The sequence below is a fragment of the Rubrobacter taiwanensis genome (assembly GCF_004337705.1).
GTDB classification, from domain to species: Bacteria; Actinomycetota; Rubrobacteria; order Rubrobacterales; family Rubrobacteraceae; genus Rubrobacter_C; species Rubrobacter_C taiwanensis.
The window spans coordinates 1-543 of the sequence record NZ_SKBU01000039.1 but is presented as its reverse complement, the minus strand read 5'-3'; the positions used below and the strand labels follow the sequence as shown (position 1 = coordinate 543).

Annotated in this window: 1 protein-coding gene; it reads right to left on the bottom strand. The window is 62.1% G+C overall.

From position 1 onward, the window contains the following. Positions 1 to 13 precede the first annotated feature (13 nt). On the bottom strand, positions 14 to 543 hold a 530-nt coding region (locus E0L93_RS14985; RefSeq protein WP_132692893.1), incomplete at its 5' end, for a 4Fe-4S dicluster domain-containing protein.

The following is a 543-nucleotide window of genomic DNA, read 5'->3' as shown; positions in this document are numbered from 1 at the left end:
GCCATCTCTCTCTTTAGACCTCCCCATCGCGCCACATCTGCCTGAAGCTCTTCCTGGCTAAGGGGGGCAGCTCCCTGTGCTCCATCCACCCCTTGAGCGGCCCTGCCGCACCAAGCTTCTTCCTCCTTGCATCTTGCTCGATGAGAGCCCTGCTGCCCGCTCTGGCGGCCCTTGATGAGAGCCCGTACAGAGTAGGGCTTCGCATCGTCTTCTCAAAGCCTCCAAAGAGAAGCTTTTGGGCTTTTGGAGCTAGCCCCTCTTCTACCTGGGCGGCTCTGAGCTTCAAGAGCAGCTCGTGCAGGGGGATGCCTACCGGGCAGGCCTCGGTGCACGCCGCGCAAAGAGAGGAGGCGTGGGGAAGGTCTTTGGCCTCTTTTAGGCCCTTGAGCAGCGGGGTTATGACCGCTCCTATGGGACCAGAGTAGGTCGAGCCGTAGGCGTGCCCTCCCGTCTGGCGGTAGACGGGGCAGACGTTCAGGCACGCCCCGCACCTTATGCAGAAGAGCGCTTCTTCAAACTCCGTTCCGAGCAGCTCGCTGCGCC